This is a genomic window from Glaciihabitans tibetensis (assembly GCF_003003265.1).
In the GTDB taxonomy this organism is placed as follows: Bacteria; Actinomycetota; Actinomycetes; order Actinomycetales; family Microbacteriaceae; genus Glaciihabitans; species Glaciihabitans tibetensis.
Genome location: NZ_PVTL01000010.1, coordinates 54693 through 72245, shown reverse-complemented (window position 1 = coordinate 72245; position 17553 = coordinate 54693). Strand labels below are relative to the sequence as shown.

Genomic DNA, 17553 nt, shown 5'->3' with positions numbered 1-17553 from the left:
GTGACCTCTCTTCTCACCCCCACTCCGACGCGGGGAGTCGCCACCAGCGGCTCCCCGCGTCGGGGCGCCCGCGCCTGGCCCTACCTCACGCCGGTGCTCGCCCTGCTGCTGGTCTGGGTGTACGGGCCGGCGCTGTTCACCGGCGTCCTTTCGTTCCTCGAGTGGAACCTCACGGGCGCACCCGGCGGCTTTGTCGGCCTCGACAACTACGCCAGGCTCTTCCGCGAGCCCGAATTCGGCCAGGCCGCCGGCCAGACCCTGCTGTACGCCGCCGCGCTGCTGCCCTTTTCGACTATCATCCCGATGTTTTTGGCCATCATGCTCTGGCAGAGACCGGGGCGGGCCAGCACCGTCTACCGCTCGCTGCTCTTCCTGCCCGTGATGGTGGCCCCCGTCGCGGTCGCCGTCTCCTGGCGTTTCATCCTCAATCCCCTGCAGGGCCTCGCCAACGAAACCATCGCGCTCGTCGGCCTGCCCCCGATGAACTGGCTGGGCGACCCGGCGAGCGCCCTCATCGTCATCGTGATCGTCACGTCCGCAAAGGTCACCGCATTCAACATGCTTCTCTATAGCGCAGCACTTTCCACCCTCGACCGGCGAACCCTGGAGGCCGCGCGGCTCGAACGCGCCAGCGCCTGGGAAACCACCCGGTTCGTGGTCATCCCCCAGCTCAACCGCACCACGGTTCTGCTCGGCCTGCTCAGCATCGTGCTCGCCGGCCAGTGGGTGTTCACCAATGTCTCCGTGCTCACGCAGGGCGGCCCCGACGGCGTCACCGACAACGTCTACTACCGCATCTACACGCTGGGATTCGAGTTCTTCGAAACCGGTATGGCGTCCGCCGCCGCAGCGATCGTGCTGCTCTTCTTCGGCATCGCCAGCCTCGGCTGGGTCTTCCTGAGGCGCTCGCGTGCCCGGGGCTGAGCGCGCGCTGCGGCGCCAAACCGCCGGCGTCGCCTGGCACCTCGTGCTCAGCGTCGTCACCCTCGCTATGATCGCGCCCGTGCTCTGGGGCATCCTCACGTCGTTCAAGCCCGCCAACGAGATCTATTCGCTGAGCCCGTTCTCGGCCCACCCCACGCTCGAGCACTACGCGCACGCGATCAGCGAATGGCCCGTGGCACAGCTCATCGGCAACACCTTTGTGATGGCGGCCGGGGTCGCCATCGGCCAGCTGCTCATCGCCGTGCTCGGTGCGTTCGCGCTGGCCTACTTCGCGCCGAGCGCGCGCGGACTGATCCTCACCCTTCTTACGATCTCGCTCGCCATCCCACCGCAGGCGCTGATCATTCCCCAGTTCTTGCTCACCGCGAAGCTCGGCTGGCTCAACTCCGACCTCGGGCTCATCGTGCCGCAGCTCGGCGCCTCCGCCCTCGCGGTGCTGCTGCTGCTGCAGCACGTCGATGCCCTGCCGCCCTCGCTACTGAACGCCGCCCGCCTCGACGGCGCTCGACCGCTCGAGGTGCTCTGGAGCATCGTTCTTCCGGCGCTGCGTCCGGCGATCGCCGCCGTGACGATCCTCGTGTTCATCACCACCTGGAACGACTACCTCTGGCCACTGCTCGTCGCCCCGCGCCAGATCGACACCACCGTGCAGATCGGCCTCCGCCAGTTCGAGACCGCGGAGGGCACCAACTTCGGCGGGCTGCTCGCGGCCGCCACCCTCACCAGCCTTCCCATCCTCGTCGTCTATCTCGTCGCCTCGCGGCGGATAACCGACGCCTTTCTTCAGTCGGGAATCAAATGACCACCAGCACTATCGCCGGAGACATCCAACTCGTCGGCCTCACCAAAAAATACGGCGCGAGCACCGCCCTCAACGCCCTCGACCTGCACATTCCCGCCGGATCGCTCACGGTCATCGTGGGTCCGTCGGGCTGCGGCAAGTCGACGCTGCTGCGGGTGCTCTCCGGGCTCGAGACCGCGACGGACGGCGAGCTGCTCATCGGCGGCCTTCCCGTTGCCGGCCAGGATGCGGGAGACCGCGATGTCGCGATGGTATTCCAGGACTACGCGCTCTACCCGCACATGACGGTGGCCGCCAACCTGTCGTTTGGGCTCCGGCTGCAGGCGCGGCACGACCGTCGCGGCGGCCCGTCCAAGGCGGAGATCGCCCAGCGGGTGGCCCAGGTCGGCGGCCTCCTCGGCCTCGACAAGCTGCTCCACCGGAGGCCCGCGGAGCTGAGCGGCGGCCAACGCCAGCGGGTCGCACTCGGCCGCGCCATCATCCGCCGGCCCGGCGTGCTCCTGCTCGACGAACCCCTGTCGGCCCTCGACTCCCAGCTGCGCGCGAGTGCCCGCGGCGAGATCCTGCGACTGCACCGCGAGATCGGTGCCACCCTCGTGCTCGTCACCCACGACCAGCACGAAGCGCTCTCAATGGCCACTCACCTCGTGGTCATGGACGCCGGCGCTGTCGCCCAGAGCGGCACCCCCGAGGAGCTGTTCCACGCTCCCGCGACCGAGTTCGTCGCCACCTTCGTGGGGTCGCCCGCGATGAACCTGCAGCCCGAGGGTGACGGACGTGTCGGCTGGCGGGCGAGCGATGCCCGAATTTCGATGGCGGATGCCGCGGGCGCGACCACCCCGGACGGCCTAGTCGTCGAAGGCACCACCGAAACCTGCGAATTCACGGGCGACGGCCAGCAGGTCACCGTCCGCACGGGCGAGCGCGTCGGCGAGCGCGGCGAGCGCGTGGACGACCGCAGTGGCGACCGCAGTGGCGACCGCACGTTCATCATCACTCAGCGCGAGGGCGAGCGCTGGCTTCGCGTCGGCGATCCCGTGCGCGCCGTCATCCCGCCCAGCCAACTCCACCACTTCGACCGGAACGGACTCCGCCGGAATGCCTGATACCACAGCTGTTCACCCCGGCTCAGCCGCGCCGCTCGACTCCGCTACACCGGTTGACTCAACCGCGCCCCTCGACTCCGCTAAACCGCTTGACGTTGTCTGGTGCGACTTCGGCGGCGTACTCACCCCGCATCTCGACGAGGCCATCGGTCACGTGGTCGAGGCCAGCGGGGTTCCGTGGCCCGTGCTGATGGCCGCCGCCGGCGAGGTCGCTCGCGAACTCGGAGTAACCGGACTCGGGCCGCTCGAACTCGGCCTGCTCAGCCAGCAGGAGTGGGGAGCCCGCGTCGCTCACGCTCTGCCGCCCGAGCAGAAGAGTCGCGTAGATCTGGGTCGCTGGGACGAGTACTGGTACCGCGACCGCCCCGTGAACGTCGAGCTGCTCGAGATGCTGGGCGAGCTCGCCGCGACCGGCGTGCGCATCGGCATGCTGACCAACAGCGTGGCCGAGTGGGAGCCGCACCGCGGTCGAATGCTCGCCGGCGTCACGGTCTTCGATGCGTACGTGCGGTCGCACGAGATCGGCATCGCCAAGCCCGATCCGCGAATCTACGCGCACGCCGATACCGTGCTCGCGCCATCCGGCGGACGGGTGGTGCTGATCGATGACCTCACAGCGAACTGCGAGGCGGCCGAGGCGAACGGGTGGTCCAGCGTCCACCATGTGTCGACCGTGGACACGGTAGCGCGGCTGCGGGCGTTCGCGGCACGCTAACTGCTTGCCGCTTGCCGCTTGCCGGGCGTCACGACAAGCGGCGCGCGACGACAAGCGGCGCGCGATGACAGGCCACGGGCTATGACAGGCCACGCGCTATGACAAGCCGGGGCGCAGCCTCAGACCGCGGCGGGGAGCAGTTCGGCGAGAAGCTTCTCGATGCGCGCCTTGATGTCGTCGCGGATCGGGCGCACCTCGTCGATGCTCTTGCCCTTCGGGTCGACGAGTTCCCAGTCCTCGTAGCGCTTGCCGGGGAAGATCGGGCAGACGTCGCCGCAGCCCATGGTGATCACGACATCGGAGTCACGAACTTGCTCGGTGGTCATCAGCTGCGGGATCCCCTGGCTGATGTCGATGCCCTCTTCGGCCATTGCGGCGATGGCCATCGGGTTGATCTGGTCGCCGGGCTCGGACCCGCCGGAGCGCACCTCGACGGCACCGCCGGACAGTTCACGCATGTACCCCGCGGCCATCTGCGAGCGGCCCGCGTTGTGGATGCAGACGAAAAGAACGGTGGGCTTGTCATTCATGGTGTTCCTCACGATTGGTTACCAAAAGCATAGACCGTGATCTATAGATTGGCCAGCGAGGTCGAAGGGCGTTTACGCAGCGTTCACGTCCAGCGTCGCGAGAAGCGCACGCACCCGCGCCTCGATGTCGTCGCGGATCGCCCGAACCTGAGCCATGGGCAGCCCTACGGGGTCTTCGAGGTCCCAGTCGAGGTAGACGCGACCAGGGTAGACGGGGCACGCATCGCCGCAACCCATGGTGACCACGACATCGGCCGCGCGAACGACATCGTCGGTGAGCGGCTTCGGGTACTCGCCGCCGATGGGCACGCCGATCTCATCGAGCGCGGTGACAATAACCGAACGAACGGCGTTCGCGGGCGCAGATCCTGCGGTACGCACGTGAACGCGGTCGCCGGCGAGGTGGCGAAGGATGCCGGCCGCCATTTGTGAGCGGCCAGCGTTCTGTACGCAGACGAACAGAACTTCCGGCACGCGGTTGCCGGTTGGCAAGGCGCTCGTAGCGAGGGCGGAAAGCCGGTCTGCTGCGAAGCGGGATGTCAGCGACGGAAGATAGCGGGAGACCTGCGCCCGGTCAGTGAGCAGGGCGTGACTCTCGCGCACATACCGGTCGACGGTCTCGACGGCGAAAATACCGGCGAACCGGGCGGCGAGGTCGGCTGAGATCCGGTCGAGCACGTCAGCGCCCGAGGTGGCGGGCGGGGCGGCCTGCAGCACGTCCGTGACCCGGTCGAGTTGCTCGGGGGCGATCGAATACCAGACGTTACGCCCCACGGGCTGACGTTCGAGTAAACCTTGGTCGAAGAGCGCCTTGATGTGGTGACTCACTGTGGGTTGGCGGAGCGCGAGTTTGACCGCGAGGTGACCGACGAGCATCCTGCCGTCGTCGCTGCCCAGAATGAGCGACATGATGCGAGCCCGCGTGGGGTCCGCCAGCAGCCGCAATTCGGTCGCCGATCCTGCAATTCCCATAGATACGAGTCTATGCGTATGCTGGGCCGGTGACCATCGCCCCGCCCGCACGCATTCGCCGGACCGCCGCAGAGTTCCTTGGGTCTGCCGCCCTCACCACGATCGTCGTCGGTTCCGGCATCGCCGCAACCAACCTCACAGACGATGTCGGACTTCAATTGATCATCAACGCGATCACCACGGCGTTCGGGCTGTTTGTCCTCATCACCGTGCTCGGCCCCCTGAGCGGCGCTCACTTCAATCCGCTGGTGTCGGCTGCCGACTACGCGTTCGGATTCCGCGGCCTACGGGACATTGCTCCGTACGTTCTCGCGCAGGTGACCGGGTGCATCGCGGGCAGCGTGCTCGCCAACGTGATGTTCGAGCTGCCGCCCGTCTCCTGGAGCACCACCGACCGCGCAACGCCCGCCCACCTGCTCGCGGAGCTCGTCGCGACCGCCGGCCTCATCTTCATCATCTTCATCCTTGCCAGAACCGGCCGCGCCCAGTTCGCCGCTGCGGTCGTTGCGACCTACATCGGCGCCGCCTACTTCTTCACGAGCTCGACCAGCTTCGCGAACCCCGCGATCACCGTCGGCCGCATGTTCTCCGACAGCTTCGCAGGTATCGCCCCGGGCTCCGCGCTGCCCTACATCGGCGCGCAGGCCATCGGCGCCGCCCTCGGCTTCGTTGCCGTCAACATCCTCGTCCCGTCGCGCCGGACATCGGCCGGTCAGTCGACGATTCTCGCCGGCTGACGCACGTCGGTCGGCTCCTCGACGGGCCAGGGCTCGTGGCGGTCGGCCAGGTACACGCACGCGGCACCGACGACGGCGAGGCCGGCGAACGCGGCCGCCGCCACGGCATACGAACCGAATCCGGTCGCCACGGCGACGCCGGCGACAGGCGCAAATGCGGTGAGCGCCGTGATCGGTGCGGCGAAGGCACCGTTGAGCACACCCAGGCGCTCGGTTCCCCACCGGCTCGGCACCGCAGTGGCCTGCACCAGGGTGAGCGCGCCCCGCGCAGCGCCGGCGAGTGTCGACACGACAGCGATCATCCAGACCGGGCCGGGCACGACCGCGAACAGCCCCACGGTGGCGGCGATGAACAGCCCGACAACGAGGGGCCGGTAGCGCGCGGAGACGGATCTCGTGAGGATCGTCAGCCCGATCCGGCCGACCACCTGCCCGACGCCGACGAGCGCGAAGGCGAGCGCGGCGACAGCAACGGAGTAGCCGCGCTCGGTCACGAGAGGCAGCAGGTTCAGGGTCACCGCGTACGAGCTGAAGGCGATCGCCGTGATTCCGCCGACGAGAAGCACGAAGCGTCGTGAGGTGATCACCCGACTGTGGGCGGTGCGATCCGCCGTCGCTGGCGTGCGGGCCAGACTGTGCCGCGCGCCGGGCAGCATCAGGTGCAGCGGGATCGTGACCGCGGCGAGGAGGCCGGCCAGCACGAGGTAGGTTGCCCGCCAGTCGAGCACGGCAAGCAGGGCGAGGGTGATGGGCACGAAAATGGTCGACGCGAGCCCGCCCGCGAGGGTGAGGATCAGCATCGGCTTGTCCCGGGCGGCGCCGTAGTGGCGGGTGATGACGGTGAACGCGGGCTGGTAGAGCACCGCAGCCTGGGCGACACCGATTACCAGCCACGCAGCGAGGAACGCGGGCACGGTGGTCGCGGCGGCGACCAGAACGAGCCCGACTACCGCGAGCGCCGATCCCGCCGTCATCACGTAGCGAGGCCCCCAGCGGTCCAGAAATCGGCCGACAAGAATGCCCGCCGCGGCGGAGAGAATGAGTCCCGCCGAGAAGCAACCGGTGACCGCCAAACCCGACCAGCCCGTGTCAGTCGTGATCTCCTCGACGGAAGCGGGCAGGGAGTAGTACAGGATCCCCCAGCTCGCGACCTCCGTGACACACAACAGCACCACGACTCGGTCGAGCCCTGCCCACCACCTCATTGCCCGGGTCGAACGGTCACAGGTTCGCGGGCGCGCGACCGATGTGGAGCAGAGGTCGCTCGGGCGGCGCGCAACAGGTGCTCCCGGCATCCGACCCACCCACATCAACCGTGGGCACGCCCAGAGCATCATCCGCTTCGGCCAGATCAAACAGGCCCGCTCCCCCGCACACACCCGTGTCGGGAAGGACCAGCTCGACCCGGGCCGCGGCCTCGTGGTCTCCCGCGAGCGCGGCGGCGACGGAACGTACCTGCTCGTACCCCGTCATGGCGAGGAAGGTGGGCGCCCGTCCGTACGACTTCGCACCCACGAGGTAGAAGTCGCGCTCCGGCTGGGCGAGGTCGCGCGCACCGGTCGCGACGACGGAGCCGCAGGAGTGGATGTTGGGATCGACCTCAGCCGCGATCCGCACCGGTGCCTGCAGGGTCGCGTCGAGTTCGAGCCGCAGCTCAGACAGGAAGGAGAGATCGGGCCGGAATCCGGTGAGAACCGCAACGTGATCCGCCGCGGGCAGCGTGCGCCCGTCCTCGCTGGTGAGCACCACGCGGTCGCCGTCGCGAGCGATCTGCTCGATGCGGAAGCCCGTCACGACCTGAATGAGTCCAGCCTCGACCAGCTGCTTCGCGGTGATCCCGAGCTGGCCGCGGGATGGCAGCGCGTCCGCCGTGCCGCCACCGAACGTGTTGCCGATCGCGCCCCGGCGGAGCACCCAGGTGACCGTCGTCGACGGGTCGCGGCGAGCGATCCTTCCGAGCGCGATCACGGCGGTGACCGCGGAGTGCCCCGAGCCGACGACGACACTGTGCGTGCCCGCGTATGCGCCCGATTCGCGGTAGTCGGGGATGCGATAGTCGAGCAGCTCCGCTGTCGTCTTTTCTCCCACCGCCGGAAGACCATCGGCCCCGGCCGGGTTCGGGGTCGACCAGGTACCCGATGCGTCGATGACCGCCCGGGCGTCGATCCGGTACTCGGCCCCGTCGCCCGTCTCGATGTGGATCGTGAAGGGCTGCTCTGCGCGCCCGGCGTCGACCAGCCGATCGCGGCCGCGGCGCGAGACGCCGACCACGCGGGAGCCGTAGCGGATGCGGTCGCCGAGTGCCGCGGCGAGCGGTGCGAGGTAACCATCGATCCACTCTGCCCCGGTCGGGTACCCGGATTCCGGAGCCACCCACCCGGTCGGCGCGAGAAGCCGGGCCGCCGCAGCGTCAACCAGCTCGCCCCACTCGGAGAAGAGTCGTATGTGTTTCCATTCGGAGACCGCGGCGGCCGCGACATCCCCCACCTCAAAAAGAAGCACTGGCTGATCGCGCTCGAGAAGGTGCGCCGCGGCCGCGAGACCCTGGGGGCCCGCACCGATCACGACGACGGGAAGCTCGTTTTGCACCGTTGGGCTCCTGACAGATCGACAAGGTTCGATGTATCGAGGTTGGTCGATACATCGACAAATGTCAATACGGCATGGGAGGATCGATCCATGACGATCGCAGCTCCTACCCCGACAACGGACGCCACCTGCTGCACTCCGGTCATGGGCGGCGCCCTCTCAGCGGATGAAGCCGAGCGAATCGCCCGAACGTTTAAGGCGCTGGGCGATGCCACCCGCATTCGCCTCCTGTCGCTGATCGCGGCGAGCGCGGGCGGGGAGGCCTGCATCTGCGACCTCACCGAGCCCGTCGGGCTGTCACAGCCGACCGTGTCGCACCACATGAAGCAGCTCGTCGACGCAGGTCTCGCCGAACGCGAACAGCGCGGACGCTGGGCCTACTTTCGTGTCGTCGACGGCGCCCTCGATCGTGCGGCTCAGGCGCTGCGCCCGTAGAAACCGAAAATCCTAGCCCCGGCCGGCCCGGTAAGCGCGATAAACGCAGAAAGCGGCAGCACCAACAGACGCAACGGCGAGCACAATGCTCTGCGGAAGGCCGAGGGCCGGCTCATACACGCACAACCCGCCGCCGGTCGCGTAATCAGCGCACCGCGACGTCCAGCTGGAGAGAACGGCGACGGCGACGAGAATCAGGACCACAGCCCCTGCGATCCATAACGCGCGGTGAGATTTCACGGCCATCTCTGCAGTGTAAGTGGACACACGCTGATCTGGCGGCCCCTCGGTCAGGCGGCCAGGTGGAATGTGCTCGCAAAGCGGTCGAGCAGGTCGCCACGACCGCGCAGCACCGTCACCACACCGGTCGTGATCGCGCGAGCCGGGGCGAGTTCGCCCAGGATGAGGAGGCGGATGTCGGGACCCGCAGCGAACGCGAGGTCCACCGGTCCGTCGCCGCGCGAGACGTGCAGGGTGGGGCCGTTCACCGTGATCAGCAGCTCCGCGACCCCAAAGTGCGCCGCGTAGGCGGTTGCCGGCAGCGTCGCCGCTACCTGCGGGCGAAAAGCGGTGCGGAGGTCCATCGTCATCGAGTCGGGAGTGATGATCTGCTCCTGTCGCGGGTCGCCCAGCGCCTTGAAGCCCCAGGCGCCGAGCGCGAGCACGACGGGCTCGAGATCGCGCCCGTACGGCGTCAGCTCGTAGACGATCACGCGCGAGCGCGGCGCACGCCGGATGACTCCCGCCGCCTGCAACTCTTTGAGTCGCGCCGCCAGGATGTTGCTCGGGATCCGAGGCAGTCCCTCGGCGAGCTCCCCATAGCGGCGCGGCCCAACCAGGAGGTCACGAACGATAAGCAGCGCCCAGCGCTCCCCCACAAGCTCCATGGCACGGGTAACACCGGAGTACTGCCCGTAGTCGCGACCGGCCATCGACCCTAGGCCTGCTGCTTCATAAAAGCCTCGGGACCCTGCGCTGCAGCAACCGGGTCCATGTAGCCGAACTCGATGATGTTGCCGTCGGGGTCGGTGAGCTGACGCTGGTACATAAAGCCATAGTCGGATGCGGGCTGCGCCTCCGCGCCTCCCGCGGAGACTCCCCCGGCGACGCTGGCATCCACGGCCTCCCGGCTGTCCAGGAAGATTGCCGTCGACACCGACGGGTTTACGGCGGGGTCGCCGAGCGGAAGCTCGGTGAACGTCTGGAAGTACTCGCGCACCAGCAGCATAAACGCGCTGTGATCTTCCTCGACGACGACACAGGCCGCGTTGTGATCAGTGAATAGCGGGTTGATGGTGAATCCGATCGCCGTGTAGAACGCCTTCGCGCGATCCAGGTCGGTCACCGGCAGATTGACGAACATCGAAGTCATCGTGGTCTCCCTCTCGTGGGTTCAGTGTGTTGTTTGGGTCCGATATGTGGACCCTCACCACACTTGCAAAAAGCAAGTGTCGCGTCAAGGCCTTGCCGCTGTGATGAAACAGTTCGACGATAAGATTCGGTTTATTGCTGTAGCTGGGCGATTGCAGTCGGCGCTTACGCCGAGCGCGTTACAGAGGGAGTGTTGTGACGAGGATCGACAAGTCTGCGGGCAGCTCTGTCGTCAGGTCCAGCCCGAGCATGACCGACGTGGCGGCGCTCGCGGGCGTGGCTCTGGGCACCGTGTCGAACGCCCTAAACCACCCGCAGAAGGTCGCTCCCTCGACACTTCTTCGCGTGCAATCCGCAATTTCGGAATTGGGCTTCGTCCGCAACAACCAGGCTCGATCCCTCGCGACCGGCCAGAGCAACACCATGGGGCTGATCGTCACCGATATCGGCAACTCCTTCTTCGTGGACATCGCCAGGGGAGCGGAATCAGGTGTCGCCGAATCGGGCATGACGCTGTTGCTGGCCAACAGCGACAATAGCTTTGCCAAGCAGGAGACCTACCTCGACCTGTTCGAACAGGCGAGGTTCGCGGGCATCATGCTCGCACCGTTCGAAGCGTCGCCGGAGACCGTTCACCGGCTCCGTTCCCACGGGCGACCCCTGTTGCTCCTCAACGTTGCGGTGCCCATTGCGGAGGGCTGCTCGATCGTGGTCGACAATGAGCACGGCGGCTACCTCGCCGCGCGCCATCTCATCGACACCGGCCGACGGCGCCTCGCATTCGTCGGCGGCCCCGACCGTCTCGAGCCTCTGCTGGAGCGCCGCCTCGGCGTTGAACGCGCGGTCGAAGAAGCTCGTGGCTCCGTGTCGTTGGAAGAGATCATCGTCGAGGCCGTCAATTCGCCACAGGGTCGCGCAGTCGGGGACGACATCTGGGCGCGCGGTGCCGACGACCGGCCCGATGGCGTGGTCGCGGCATCCGACTTGCTCGCCCTGGGCATGGTGCAGTCCCTCTCCGGACGAATGAACATCCCCCGCGACATCGCCATCGTGGGGTACGACAACAACAGCGCCGTGCGCGAGAGCGTTATCCCGATCTCGACGATCGCCCAGCCGGGCAGGGAGATGGGCCTGCACGGCGCCCGCCTCCTCTCGGACGAGGTTAGGTCCCGTTCATCGCGCGACCATAGCCACGAACAGCTGGTTCTGAAACCCACGCTGATCGTGCGCGGCAGCTCGGTCGTCGCGCGGCCCTGACCTTCGTCGCTTGGCCCGGGGGCTGAGCGCAGCGGGCCGAGCGACGCAGGGCCAAACGCCGCGCGGCCGAGCGCCGCGGGGCCGAACGATGCGGGCCGAGCGCGTCAGGCGGTTTCGAGGAGTGCACGCTCCTCGGGATTGTGGAGATTCACGCGTTGCACCGCTGCCGGATCGTCCTCGGCTGGTCGGTAGCTGCAGACGAACTCGTGGGACCCCGCTGCGATGTCTATCGGGTCAGAGCCATCGGGAAGCTCCACCCTGGCAGTCACGCCACTCGGAATCTCGGCCCTGACGACCAGTTTCGTTCCTTCGCGGGTCCACCCCGTTCGAACGAGTCCATAGGGACTCACGAGCTCCGAGCTGGCGGCGCGGAGCCCTCCCCCGGGAACGGGCGCGACGAGCACCTCTCGGTAGCCCGGCGCGGCGGGTGCAAGCCCACCGATGATCCGGTGCAGATAATCGGCCACCGCACCCAACGAGTAGTGGTTGAAGGAGGTCATCTCGCCCGGGTTGATGCTCCCGTCGGGCAGCATGCTGTCCCACCGTTCCCAAATGGTCGTCGCGCCCATCGTGATCGGGTATAGCCACGACGGCGTCTGGGTCTGGAGAAGCAGGTGATACGCCACGTCGTGGGCACCAACGCGCGCGAGCGCATCGCAGATTATCGGTGTGCCAACGAATCCCGTACGGATGCGATAGCCGCTGTCGATAACGAGTTCCGACAGCCGTGCGCCGGCGCGCTGCACCTGGTCCTCGTTCGCGAGCAACTCGAACATGATCGCGACCGAAAGCGCCGTTTCGGTGTCACTCACGACCCGACCGCTCGGAGTCACGAACTCGTACCGAAAGCTCGATGCGGCCCTGTCGGCCACGGCGCTGTACTTCGCCGCATCCCCGGTGTTGCCCAGCAGTTCCGCGGTCTGTGCGAGAAGTCTCGCCGAGCGGGCGTGGTAGGCCGAAGCGACAAGATACCGGTCGGTGCGGGAGTCATCCGGTTTCTCCGGCGGCGCCGTGGGGTCCAACCAGTCGCCAAGCTGGAAGCCGGAGTTCCACAAGCCGCTGTGTCCGGTGAGCGCATCGACCTGATCAACCCACGCGGTCATACTTTCGTACTGGTCACGCAATACCCCGATGTCCCCGGTGCGCTGATAGAGGGTCCACGGAAGCATGACCGCAACGTCGCCCCACGCGGCAGCGGGATCCTGGGGGAAGCCGCACTCGATCCAGGGGACGAAGTTGGGCACCGACCCGAGCGCTTTCTGCTCGGCCGCCACGTCTCGCATCCAGCTGACGAGGGTTCCCGTCGAACGGAACAGGTACGCCGCTGTTGGACCGAACACCTGAATGTCCCCGGTCCACCCCAGTCGTTCGTCTCGCTGCGGGCAGTCGGTCGGCAGGTCGAGGAAGTTGTCTCGCATGCTCCAGACGACGTTTTCGTGCAGCTTGTTGAGAAGCGGGTCTGAGCTCGTGAAGGTGCCCGTGCGCTCCATATCCGAGTGCATCACAAGGGCTACCGCCTGTTCGGGCAGAAATTCTCCTGGCCAGTTCTCCAGTTCGGCGTAGCGAAAGCCGTGGAAGGTGAAGTGGGGTGTCCAGGTGAACGGGTGGTCACCTCCAGCCAGGGTCAGCCGGTCGATGGATGCCGCTCCGCGGAGTGGACGCGTTGCCAACTCGTCATTCTCCAGCACCTCTGCGTGGTGCAGCCCGATCGTGTGGCCACGGGGTCCCGTCACCGTGACCCGCAGTTTTCCGGTGATGTTCTGTCCGAAGTCAAGGCGAATGCGTCCGTTGGGTCGCACCTCAACCCCGACCGGGGCGATCGATTCGATGATCCGCACGGGAGGCCCGGTCGGTGCCACAATTTCAGCGGTGAAGTCGGCAAACGGCAGAACGGAAGCGGGCGTCCACTCCTCGACCAGGTCGTCGAGGGAGGCGTCGTGCTCCTCTCCCTCGTACAAGCCGGTGCTGATTATGGCGCTGGGCGCACATTCCCAGGCGCTGGAGACCGGCAGCACGTGCACGGTGCCGTCAGACATCGTCGCCTCGATTTGAGCGAGGAGCGCGACATCCGTTCCGTAGTTATCCCACAGCCCGCCGTTGAAGCCGAGCCGCCCCCGGTACCAGCCATCGGCGATGAGGGCGCTGATCGTGTTCTGCCCGGGCACGACGAGGCCCGTGATGTCGTAGGTCTGGTAGCGCAGGCGATGAAGGTAACTCGTCCAGCCGGGCGCCAGGATGTCGGAGCTGACCGCCGAGGCATTGAGGTGGAGCTCGTAAACGCCGTGAGCGGTGGCGTAGATGCGAACCCGTGCCACGTCGCCCGCGGGCAGATCGAATCGCGAGCGGAGCCGGTACGCCGGTCGTGGCCCCTCTGCCGAGTGACTGACCGAGGGGGAAACGAAGTCCGTGTTCCAGTCGGAGCGGTGGAGAAGTCCAGCTTCGACGACGATGGGTTCGGACCACTCCGAGGGCTCACTCTCGCCCGCGACCCAGACGCGTACGCGAACCTGCCGGCGCTCCCGCGAGCGCAGCGGGACCGCCTGCCACGGCACCAGTACCGACTCGCTGGAATCCACGGGATCGGCGTCTGCACGAAGGCCCGAGATCTCGTCGGATACCGAAATCTGGTACCTCGTCTGTGCCGCGCCCTGCGTATCGGCGAGGCTCCACGACAGGCGTGGTTCTGCTTCTCCGATGCCCAGGGCATCGCGATGGTGCTCGACCCGAAGGTCGTGAATCGTGGTCACGTCAGCCTTTCACGGAGCCGGCGGTGAGACCGCGCATAACTCGTTGGTTCAAGAAGAGGTACAGCACGAGGATCCCCACCACGTTGATGCAGATCGCGGCGAACATCGGGCCGTATTGCACCTGGCCAAACTGCCCCGTGAAGTTGAGCAAACCCACCTGGATCGTCTGGAAGTCGCCGACGCTGGTGAAGGTCAGCGAAATGAGCAGGTCGTTCCAGATGAAGAAAAACTGCACAAGAGCAACCGTGAACACGGCGTTGCGCACCATGGGAAATGCGATCGACAGGAAGGAGCGATAGATGCTCGCGCCGTCGATCGCGGCCGCTTCGAAGATCTCCTTCGGTACCGCCCGAAAGTAGGTGGCCATCATAAAGACCGTGAGCGGAAGCCCGGTGGCGGTGTACGTGAGAATCAGGGGCCAGATCGTGCCCGTCAGATTGGTCTGGAAGTACGCCGAGAACAGCGGGAGGAGGATCATCTGGCCGGGCACCATGATGCCCGCTAGAAACAACAGCAGGACGCCGTTGCGCCCGCGCCACACCAGCACCTCGAGTGCGAAGCCTGCCGCGACTCCGAGGATGACGATCAGCGCCAGCGAGGGGAAGGTGGCCAACGCACTGTTGAGAATGTAGCGTCCGATGTTGCCGTCCACCCAGGCGATCTCGTAGTTGGCGAAATTCAGCAGGTTCTCGGGAAGCGCCCACGACGGATTGTTGAGCCACTCGGTCTGTGTCTTGAGTGACCCGAGAAGCAGCCAGATCAGGGGCACCACCGTGATCGCGAGGATCAGGGCGACAACGAGCACCTTGGGAATCGCTCGCACGGCGCGCAGCGGCCGACGAGCTGCACGCGGAGACCCGCCCGACGTCGCGGTGGTTTTCTGGGAAAGCGCGGAAGTAGTCATGGGAGTCGTCCTAGTTCTTCGTCAGATCGCGCCGCGACGAGCGGAAGATGAAAATGGTGACCAGGAGACAGATGACCGTGAGGAGCAGGGCGATCGTGCTTCCGTAGCCGTAATTGCCGTAGTTGAACGCGGTCCGGAACATGTACAGCGTCAGCGGGGTGGTCGACGATCCTGGACCGCCGTTGGTGAGGGCAAGCACGGAGTCGAAGACCTTGAGCGTGCCGTTGATGCTGAAAATAATCGAGGACAGCAACACCGGCAGCGAGAGCGGCAGAATGATTCGGCGGATGAGAGCCAGGCTGCCCGCTCCGTCGAGACGCGCGGATTCCATGATCTCTTCGGGAATGTCAAGCAAGCCCGCGTAGAGGAGTACGGCGTAGAAGCCCATCGAACGCCAGATGTCCATGATGACGAGCACCAAAAACGCGGTGTCCGCCGTGCCAAACCAGTCGACGGAGGCGATCCCGACCAGATTCAGGGCCTCGTTCACCAGCCCGTTTTGCGGCGCAATCTCGAACATCTTCTGGAACAGAAGCGCCACAGCCACGGTGGGCAGCACGATCGGAAAGAACACCAGGGTGCGAACGACGCTGGATGCCTTTTTCAGCCAGAACACGTACAACAACGCCAGAGCGTAGCCGACCAGAATCTGGCCGATCGTCAGGATGACCGCGTACTTCATCGTGAAAAGGAGGGCCTCGCCCACCTTTGGATCGGTGAACAGGCGCTCGAAGTTTTCGAGTCCCGCAAATTCGAATCCAGTAATGACGCTGCCGGTAAAGAACGTGTAGCCGAGAGACCAGATCACCGGTACCAGCATGATGAGCGCGTAGATGAGTAGTGCTGGCCCGACGAATACCAGGACTGCACGCTTGTTTCCGAAGACGTTGTTCATAGTTGTTTTGCTTCCGATTTCGGCGCCGCGCTCACGCCGCGGCGGGGTGAATTCGGCCGTGGCCTTCTTCTCCCCACCGCGGGTGGGCGCATTGGTCGTGTGACTAGTTGCCGAGATCGGCCTGGACGAGTTGCATAAACTCCTCCGGAGTAATGGCTCCCGTCACCAGCTGAGCTGCGTTGGTCTGACTCGTGGTTGTGGCCTGGGCGTTGAAGAGCGCCTCTGTCCACAGAACGCTGTCGCCGCTCGCGTCGATCGCCGCCTGCAGTTCGGCCGTGAGCGGCGGAACCTCGATCGAGTCATCGTTGACGGTGAACCCGCTCAATACACCCTGGTCTCCGAGGGACACCGAGCCGTAGTTCTCCGAGATGCAGGACAACCAGGCCCCGACCTCGTCGTTGTACGCGCTCTCTGAAACCATCAGGGGCACGCCGACGTTTGCGGCGAGCTGGTCGCTGGAGCCGCTTCCGCCCTCGACCTCAGGAAAGGGGATGAAGCCGATGTTCTCGGCGCCAAGCTGATTCGTCTCCGCGTCGTTGAACGAACTGAGAACCCAGCTCCCCATGTACAGGAACGCGGCCTGACCGCTCGTGAACGTGTTGATGGAGGTGTCGTAGTCGATGGAGCCGACGCCCTCTCCGAAGTAGCCCTCAGCCCCGAGATCGGCGACTGCCTGGGCGGCTTCGACGTATTCCGCCTCGGTCAGTTCTGCATCCCCGTCGGCAACCGCCTGGAGAGCGTCGGGCCCGATGGTACGGAACAGGTAGTTTCCGACCAGTCGGGTTAGAGGCCAGCCCTGCTCACCGGATGCGGAGAACGGCTGGACGCCCGCTGCGTCGAGCGTCGCTGCGGCGTCCACGAGCTCGTCCCAGGTCGTGGGCGGAGTAATTCCGTTCTGCTCCAAAATCTGCTTGTTGAACCAGAGACCCTCGACGTTGAACTCCGTCGGCAGGGCGATCTGCTCGCCGTAAAGGCTTTCAATCGTCGACGATGCTGCGGGAAGAATGTTCTCGGCCACTCCCAGCTCGTCGAACGTCTCACCGATGTTGAGGATCTGGCCCGCCTCGTTGAGGTCCTTCGCGACCTGCGGGGTGTTTCCCGCGGCAAAGATGACCGGAAGGGCATCCTGGCCCGCGAGCAACTGGAGCTGCTGGTCGAAGCTGGCCTGCGGCTGGTTGGTCACCTTCAACGGGAGTGCCTCGTTCTCCGCGGCGCAGGCGCCCTCGCTCAGCGTCGTGAGCGTGTCGGCGACCGCTGTGTTCTCGGTGAGGGACAGATAGGTGAATTCCGTGGCGCCGTCCGACGAGTTGCCGCCGTCTGAACCGCCGGAGCATCCCGTGAGCAGAAGCGCTCCGGCACCGATCCCCGCAATGACGGGTAGAAATGCACGCCTGAGGCGCGCGTGGTTTGCTGTGGTCACAATTCCTCCTTGAAGTGCGAGCCTTCACTATTGAAGCGCTTCAAGAACACCTTCCTCCATTGAAGCGCACCCTGTCAAGGCCGCTCAGATTCGAGATGTAACGGTTCGAACACGTTCGATGGCGCAAT

Annotated in this window: 18 protein-coding genes; 7 read left to right on the top strand and 11 right to left on the bottom strand. The window is 66.1% G+C overall.

All coding sequences use genetic code 11. The features are described from left to right. The 4 genes from B0I08_RS16055 to B0I08_RS16040 are packed head-to-tail and all read left to right on the top strand — an operon-like array spanning position 1 to position 3568. Positions 1 to 924 carry a carbohydrate ABC transporter permease gene (locus B0I08_RS16055; protein ID WP_106214680.1) on the top strand — a complete coding sequence of 308 codons (924 nt, stop codon included), beginning with the start codon at positions 1 to 3 and terminating at the stop codon, positions 922 to 924. Next, entirely contained in the window at positions 911 to 1747 is an 837-nt protein-coding gene (locus B0I08_RS16050) for a carbohydrate ABC transporter permease (protein ID WP_219905692.1), read from the top strand. The genes B0I08_RS16055 and B0I08_RS16050 overlap by 14 nt, the downstream gene beginning before the upstream one ends. Continuing rightward, positions 1744 to 2853, top strand: coding sequence for an ABC transporter ATP-binding protein (locus B0I08_RS16045; RefSeq protein ID WP_106214678.1), 1110 nt, complete (start codon positions 1744 to 1746; stop codon positions 2851 to 2853). The genes B0I08_RS16050 and B0I08_RS16045 overlap by 4 nt, the downstream gene beginning before the upstream one ends. Then, positions 2846 to 3568 (top strand): HAD-IA family hydrolase, encoded by a 723-nt coding sequence (locus tag B0I08_RS16040; protein WP_106214676.1) that lies wholly within the window; start codon positions 2846 to 2848, stop codon positions 3566 to 3568. The genes B0I08_RS16045 and B0I08_RS16040 overlap by 8 nt, the downstream gene beginning before the upstream one ends. A gap of 119 nt (positions 3569 to 3687) precedes the next feature. Here the strand turns inward: B0I08_RS16040 and B0I08_RS16035 are convergent, their stop codons facing one another. Then, a complete protein-coding gene (locus B0I08_RS16035; protein ID WP_106214674.1) occupies positions 3688 to 4098 on the bottom strand; it encodes an arsenate reductase ArsC in 411 nt (136 codons plus the stop codon). Between the two features lie 72 nt (positions 4099 to 4170). Then, a complete protein-coding gene (locus tag B0I08_RS16030) occupies positions 4171 to 5070 on the bottom strand; it encodes a metalloregulator ArsR/SmtB family transcription factor (protein WP_106214672.1) in 900 nt (299 codons plus the stop codon). 29 nt (positions 5071 to 5099) lie between these two features. Here B0I08_RS16030 and B0I08_RS16025 point away from each other — a divergent pair, with 29 nt between their 5' ends. Beyond that, entirely contained in the window at positions 5100 to 5807 is a 708-nt protein-coding gene (locus B0I08_RS16025) for an aquaporin (protein ID WP_106214670.1), read from the top strand. Here B0I08_RS16025 and B0I08_RS16020 read toward each other — a convergent pair. Both B0I08_RS16020 and B0I08_RS16015 read right to left on the bottom strand, forming a co-directional pair. Beyond that, a complete protein-coding gene (locus B0I08_RS16020; RefSeq protein WP_181243447.1) occupies positions 5783 to 7012 on the bottom strand; it encodes an MFS transporter in 1230 nt (409 codons plus the stop codon). The two genes, B0I08_RS16025 and B0I08_RS16020, sit on opposite strands and share 25 nt — an antisense overlap. A gap of 16 nt (positions 7013 to 7028) precedes the next feature. Further along, the gene (locus B0I08_RS16015; protein WP_106214665.1) at positions 7029 to 8396 is read right to left on the bottom strand and encodes an NAD(P)-binding domain-containing protein; all 1368 of its coding nucleotides are present in this window, start codon (positions 8394 to 8396) and stop codon (positions 7029 to 7031) included. Between the two features lie 90 nt (positions 8397 to 8486). Between B0I08_RS16015 and B0I08_RS16010 the strand changes: the two genes are divergently transcribed. Further along, on the top strand, positions 8487 to 8831 hold the full coding sequence (locus tag B0I08_RS16010; protein WP_106214663.1) for an ArsR/SmtB family transcription factor: 345 nt from the start codon (positions 8487 to 8489) through the stop codon (positions 8829 to 8831). 12 nt (positions 8832 to 8843) lie between these two features. Here the strand turns inward: B0I08_RS16010 and B0I08_RS16005 are convergent, their stop codons facing one another. From B0I08_RS16005 to B0I08_RS15995, 3 genes are read right to left on the bottom strand one after another with little or no spacing between them, the layout of a single operon-like run. Beyond that, positions 8844 to 9077, bottom strand: a complete 234-nt coding sequence (locus tag B0I08_RS16005; RefSeq protein ID WP_146134455.1) for a hypothetical protein — start codon at positions 9075 to 9077, stop codon at positions 8844 to 8846. A gap of 44 nt (positions 9078 to 9121) precedes the next feature. After that, a complete protein-coding gene (locus B0I08_RS16000; RefSeq protein ID WP_106214659.1) occupies positions 9122 to 9763 on the bottom strand; it encodes a winged helix-turn-helix transcriptional regulator in 642 nt (213 codons plus the stop codon). A 5-nt stretch (positions 9764 to 9768) separates the two neighbouring features. Beyond that, positions 9769 to 10203 carry a VOC family protein gene (locus B0I08_RS15995; RefSeq protein WP_106214657.1) on the bottom strand — a complete coding sequence of 145 codons (435 nt, stop codon included), beginning with the start codon at positions 10201 to 10203 and terminating at the stop codon, positions 9769 to 9771. 194 nt (positions 10204 to 10397) lie between these two features. On the opposite strand from B0I08_RS15995, the gene B0I08_RS15990 reads away from it, so the two are divergent. Next, positions 10398 to 11459 (top strand): LacI family DNA-binding transcriptional regulator, encoded by a 1062-nt coding sequence (locus B0I08_RS15990; RefSeq protein ID WP_106214655.1) that lies wholly within the window; start codon positions 10398 to 10400, stop codon positions 11457 to 11459. A gap of 104 nt (positions 11460 to 11563) precedes the next feature. On the opposite strand, the gene B0I08_RS15985 is transcribed toward B0I08_RS15990, so the two are convergent. From B0I08_RS15985 to B0I08_RS15970, 4 genes are all read right to left on the bottom strand, one after another. Continuing rightward, entirely contained in the window at positions 11564 to 14206 is a 2643-nt protein-coding gene (locus B0I08_RS15985) for an alpha-L-rhamnosidase (RefSeq protein ID WP_106214653.1), read from the bottom strand. A 1-nt stretch (position 14207) separates the two neighbouring features. Further along, positions 14208 to 15110 carry a carbohydrate ABC transporter permease gene (locus B0I08_RS15980; RefSeq protein ID WP_106214651.1) on the bottom strand — a complete coding sequence of 301 codons (903 nt, stop codon included), beginning with the start codon at positions 15108 to 15110 and terminating at the stop codon, positions 14208 to 14210. A 10-nt stretch (positions 15111 to 15120) separates the two neighbouring features. Beyond that, positions 15121 to 16005: a carbohydrate ABC transporter permease gene (locus tag B0I08_RS15975; protein WP_106214650.1), complete on the bottom strand. Its 885-nt coding sequence runs from the start codon at positions 16003 to 16005 to the stop codon at positions 15121 to 15123. 103 nt (positions 16006 to 16108) lie between these two features. Next, entirely contained in the window at positions 16109 to 17425 is a 1317-nt protein-coding gene (locus B0I08_RS15970) for an ABC transporter substrate-binding protein (RefSeq protein ID WP_245884854.1), read from the bottom strand. Positions 17426 to 17553 lie beyond the last annotated feature (128 nt).